This is a genomic window from Terriglobales bacterium, from assembly GCA_035651655.1.
GTDB lineage: Bacteria > Acidobacteriota > Terriglobia > Terriglobales > Acidobacteriaceae > DASRFG01.
The window spans coordinates 1-5,581 of sequence record DASRFG010000004.1 but is presented as its reverse complement, the minus strand read 5'-3'; the positions used below and the strand labels follow the sequence as shown (position 1 = coordinate 5,581).

The 5,581-nt window shown below is 57.4% G+C and carries 2 protein-coding genes; one reads left to right on the top strand and one right to left on the bottom strand.

What is annotated here, in order from left to right; all coding sequences use genetic code 11:
- Window positions 1–1,432, top strand: a 1,432-nt coding sequence (locus tag VFA76_02655; GenBank protein ID HZR30740.1) for a tetratricopeptide repeat protein, incomplete at its 5' end; no start/stop codon positions are given.
- Between the two features lie 70 nt (window positions 1,433–1,502).
- On the opposite strand, the gene VFA76_02650 is transcribed toward VFA76_02655, so the two are convergent.
- Window positions 1,503–5,447 carry a carboxypeptidase-like regulatory domain-containing protein gene (locus tag VFA76_02650; GenBank protein ID HZR30739.1) on the bottom strand — a complete coding sequence of 1,315 codons (3,945 nt, stop codon included), beginning with the start codon at window positions 5,445–5,447 and terminating at the stop codon, window positions 1,503–1,505.
- Window positions 5,448–5,581 lie beyond the last annotated feature (134 nt).

Below are 5,581 nucleotides of genomic sequence, written 5' to 3'. Positions count from 1 at the left end.
TCCATTTTTCCTGTGGGTCCACATGTATGACCCGCATGATCCCTATGATCCGCCGGCCCCGTACAAGCAGCGGTATGCCTCGCAGCCCTACGACGGCGAGATTGCCTACACCGATTCGGCCGTCGGCAAGCTGCTGACTGTCCTGCGTGCGCACGCTCTCTACGATGGCGCGCTGATTGCTGTCATGGCCGATCACGGCGAGTCGCTGGGAGCGCACGGCGAGAACACGCATGGTGTCTTTCTGTATGACGAGACTCTGCACGTCCCGCTGCTGCTGAAGATTCCCGCAAACAAGGCGGCACCGCGCCGAGTGGACGCTCCTGTTGGCCTGGTGGACGTGGCGCCCACCATTCTTCGCGAAGCGGGCGTAACACTTCCCAAGGAGATGCAGGGCGAGCCGCTCGAATCGATGTTCCAGGCGAGTGCAGCGGGATCGAAGACGATACCTGAAACCCGGGTTGCGTACGCCGAGACTGAGTATCCCCATCGGGCATTTGGCTGGAGCTCGCTGCGTGCTCTGCGCGCGGGGAAGTACTTGTATGTGCAGGCGCCGGAACGTGAGCTCTACAATCGCCTCTCCGATCCGGCGGAGACCCACAATGTCGCGGCTGCCAGTAAAGCCGTCGCCGATACGCTCGCCGCGCAGCTTGTTGACTTCCATCAAAAGACCAGCCAGACACTCGTCGAACTGGCCAAACCTGATGCGGAACAAATGCAGAAACTTTCAGCGCTCGGCTATGTGGGCTCGACGGACTCCAGCGCGGCGCGCGAGGAAAAGCTGTTCACGGGAGCCGATCCCAAGAACAAGATCGAGGTTTCCAACCTGCTTCACGATGCGATGTTCGACGTCGAGGATGCGCGTTACCAGGAAGCTGTCCCGCTGCTCAAGCGAGTCTTAGAGGAGCAGCCCGAGATGCCGGTCGCGAACATGCAATACGGCATCGCCCAGGCCAGACTGCGCAATTATTCCGAAGCTCTTGGTGCGTTGCAGAAGGCGGTCAAGCTCCTTCCGGACAATGGCATGGGCCACTATGAGCTGGGACTCGCGTTGTTTGAGACCGGAGACTGGAATGCCGCCGCGCCGCAGTTCGAAGCGGCCGTCGAAAAGGCGCCTCGGTGGACGGACGCTCACTTCTCGCTGGCAGCCGTGTATGCCCGTATCGATCGCGTGCCTGAGGCGATGAAGGAACTGGATACGACGCTCGGGCTCGATCCAAACCACTACCGAGCAAACCTGCTGCGGGGACGCATTCTGTCACTACAGAAAATTCCCGAGCAGGCGCTGCCCAATCTCGAGAAAGCGATTGCTGTTCAACCGACTTCCGTCGAGGCCCACCTTTTTCTCGCCGATGCCTACGCTCAGCTCGGCCGTCAGGAGGACGCCAAGCGCCAGCGCGCCGAAGCCGAGCGGCTGAAGGCAGCTCCACACTGATGTCACGGCGCTCGATTGCGAAAAAAAGGAGCGGCTCAAAAGCCGCTCCTTAACACCAACCAATTCCAGTCTAGAACTCGTAACGCAAGGCAAACTGCATCACGCGGGGGTTGGTGAGCACGCCTTGGAAGTTGCCAAACGCTGGTCCAGCGTCTATTCCCGTAATCAAAGTTTGCACATCGAAACGGGTTAAATTCAAGACGTTGAAAACTTCCCAGCGGAACTCCAGATTGTGAGATTCCGAGTAGGGCATGACCCAGCGTTTGCTGAGGCCGGCATCAAGACCCGCGAAACCGGGACCGCGGAGGGTATTTCGCATTCCACTCTCGCCGGGAATGTCGTGTCGAAACGCGCCAATTCCGGTTGGACCCTGGGGGTCCTTAAATAGGTTCACCTTGCCTTCCGCAGTCCTGTAGACGCCCGTTTGCACGGGCCCAGTTTGCACAGCTTCGCCACCTAGCTGCCAGTTCGTTGGCCAGATGGCTCCGTTGGAGATGCTAATCGGGAAACCGCTAGTCCATCGTGCAAGACCTGTTAGTTGCCAGCCGCCGATCACAGCATCGAGTGCACCGTGAGCATTGTGGCCCAGCAATCTTCCCTTGCCGAACGGAAGCTCAGCAATCCAGTTCAAATTGAACTGGTGTGTGGTGTCGAAGTCGGAAACCGCCCGAAGTTGATTTGGGGACCATGAGTTAATGATGTTTCCGCTGAGTGCGCTCCAGGCATCGACCCGCTCAGCATCTGACGCCAGGTCGATCGATTTGGAGTAGGTGTAGTTGAAATCAAACTGCAGGCCCTGCGACATCCGTTTCCGGAAGTTGACCTGCATTGCGTTGTAACTCGCGTTGCCCACAGAGCGCCAGGCATATAACGAGTGGAACTGGCTGTTGAAAAACGTGTTTGCGCCGCCGATGGCGGGATAGTAATTGCCGGAAAAATTCCCGGTGCTCGGATTCACTCCCGCAATACCTGCTACGCCCGAAAAGTCGGATCCATAGAAATCAAGCACTCCGAGCGCAGTGGTTTCGCCGCCGAAGTTGGAGTAGCAGGAGAACAGTTCATAGGCCGCCTGCAACGCTGTGGCGGTACTCCCAGAACCGCACGACATCCCGTACTGATCACCCGGTTTCAGCGGAGTAATGACATTGGCCCAATACGCCGCTGTGGGGCCGACCATCGCCGGCGTTACCTGGGAGGCAGCTGGCGCGTTTGGAGAGGTATACAGCTTCGCCAGCGCCTGAACCGCCTGGAAGTAGGTCACTCCAGTCTTTGGATCCATCAGGTTCAAGGGCATGGCCACGTCTTCCTGCGCCAGTAGTCGATGGGCCAGGTGCCCGACGTAGGAAATCTCAAAGCTCATATTCTTGGGCAGCTCGCGTGCAATTGAGAAATCCAGAGTATAGGAATAAGGAGTCTTTATTGAGTTATCCAATCCCCAGTAGATAGCGAGTCCCGTTCCTCCGGGGGGTGGAGTATAGGGAAATCCGCCCGGAGCCGCAGCGGGGAAGACCACGCGACCGAGTTGATCCGTAATCGGGATGGTGTTCAGTCCGGTAAGGCGCGGTCCGGTAGCGACGCTGGGCACGATGTCATTCGAGAGTTGCGTGGATAATCCGAATGATCCCCGCTGATCGAACGTATTCAGAAGACCAGCGCCAATGCGGTCATATACCATGCCGAAACCGCCGCGGATGGCAGTCTTATCCCCGTCGCCAAATAATGACTTTAGCCAACCGCCGCCCGGCCGTGGCGAATAGGCAAAGGCGAGACGAGGGGCAAAGTTTTTGGTGCTCCACTTGTAGTATCCGGGCCGGTTATTTCCCGGGCCGGCCAAGTCAAAGGAGATAGTCGGATCTGCGCCCGATCCAACTCCTTTGAACATATTCGAACCGCGCAGCTTAAACCAGTCACCTAAACTCATGCTTGGTGTGACTTGCGTGCCGGTCGTCTCCCACGGCGGGGAGAACAACGAATACCGTACCCCGTAAGTCAGTGTCAGGTTTGGTTTGAGGCGAAATGCATCCTGAACATAGAATTCGTATTCATCGGCACCCCAATGCCGTTTTACCGGCGCGCCTTCCGGTAGGACGGCACCGGTCTTGGTGTAGTTGTAACTCGCGTCCAATTCGCTCACGATGCCCATCATCGTCATGAGCGGATAGTCATAGGAATTGTTGAAACCCGAGTCAACTGCAGGGTAGTACGGGCCGGGCCTGACGCTGGGGTCAGCGGCGGGGTTCAATGGATTATCGGCGTTGGCCAGTGCTGCGGTGTCCAGCGCCGAAGCATTCGTGACGCCATCGGGAAACGAGTTCAGAAAACTCGACCTAGGGTTTCGAATGAGTCGGATATTCGTACCAAACTGGAAGCTGTGCTTACCCTTCGTCCACGAGACGTCGTCAACGAAGTTATGCACGGGAGTCTGGTAGCTACGGCTACGCACGACGGCCAAACTCGAATTGTTGGCGGTGCTGTTGTCGTTGAGTCCGCGGAAGTAGATAAACGGTTGTGAGTCATTGTTGCCGCTGATGCCGATACTCTGCCGCGTGTATCCGTAGCGGAAATTATTCAGTAGCGTTGGTCGAAGCGTGGCCGTGTAGCCGATAGTGTAGCCCCGGCTTAAGTCAGTCGTTGTCTTCAGGGGACGAGTACCTGGCAAATAAGGAACGTCGCTCAGCGTGTCGTTGCGTAGCGCGCCGCGCCAGAAGAGCGTGTGTGTGCCGGCGGCGTTCAACTTGTAATCCGCGCGCGCGATGTACCAATTTTTATTGGTCGGGGCCGGCCCCTTAAATCTGTAGCCGACGTAATTGACCCCGTCACCAGCCGACAAGTCGTTGCCATGGGGGAAGCCTTGAAGATAAGCCATCACGACCGAATTTGGGCCTATGTGCAGGGGGTCCATGCCGGCGATTTGCGCCGAGTTTAGGCCCTCGAATCCTGCGGGGATGGAATGTGGGCCCGTCAGGCCCTGCACCGTGCCACCCGGACACTGGCTGGAGGTTGCACACTGGTACATGATTATGCCGTCGCGCATGGAATCGCTGGGCACAATGCGTAGCGTGCTGTGCTCTTCCCGCTGCCTATACCCTTCGTAGTTGATGAAGAAGAACAGGCGATCTTTTTGAATGGGCCCCCCCACAGAGCCACCGAAAATGTTCCGAATAAGCTTGGGGGGCACGTTGGGCGCTCCGCTGCCCACCTGTGCTGCCTTCACGAACCAATCATTTGCGCTGGTAAACGTGTTGCGATGGTACTCGTACAAGGAACCGTGAAAGCTATTCGTGCCGCTCTTTGTGATAAGGGAGACCTGTGCACCTGAGGATCTGCCCTGGTCGGCATTGTAGTTGGTCGTCGTGACCCGGAACTCTTGCACGGAGTCGAGCGTGACTGGCAGGACGGACTGAAATGCATCACCGGTGACCTGATCGTTGACGTCAACACCGTCCAAAGTGATATTGCTCTGGTCGCTGTGCGCCCCATTTACGGCACCGCTGCGGGTGTCGCCTGGGTTCGCATCGGGCCGATTTCCTGTGTAGGTCACACCCGCCTGTAGCGACAGCAAGTCAGGAACGTTGCGGCCCTCTAACGGAAGCGTTTTCACCTGCCGCTCATTGAATGCATTTCCCAGCGATGCATCGGTGGTATTTACCAGGGCCGCTTCCGCTGTGACCTCAATAGTTTCACTCGTAGCGCCCACCGTAAGGGTCACATTTGCTGTGGTGGGGGTATTCACCAGCAACTGGATATTCTTCTGCTCGTAGCGGCGGAAGCCGCTCATCTCGACTTGGAGTTGGTACGTGCCCGGAGGGAGTTGCAGAAATTCGTATTCTCCCGAGGCGCCACTCGTGGTCGTCCGCTGAATGCCGCGGTCGGCATTGAATAACGTGACCTTGGCGTTCGTGACTGCCGCACCGCTGTTGTCGGTTACGGTGCCTCTGATCGAAGTCGTGGAGGTCTGACTCCAGGCAGCTAGGGTTAACAGGAATACAGCAATACCGAGCAGAGCTGTACGCATGGGAAGCTCCTTGTAGGTGGCTGCTAGCAACCTTGCGCTTATAAGGTTGAGGTATTTGGGCGGCTATTGTGCAATGTGGGGGCCAACTTGGCAAGCCCGATTTAAACGATTTAACGTGCACTTTCCGGTTCTGG

Bases quoted from the DNA above. Each gene is read 5' to 3' on its own strand.
- VFA76_02650 (HZR30739.1), bottom strand. From the start codon at position 5,447: ATGCGTACAGCTCTGCTCGGTATTGCTGTATTCCTGTTAACCCTAGCT.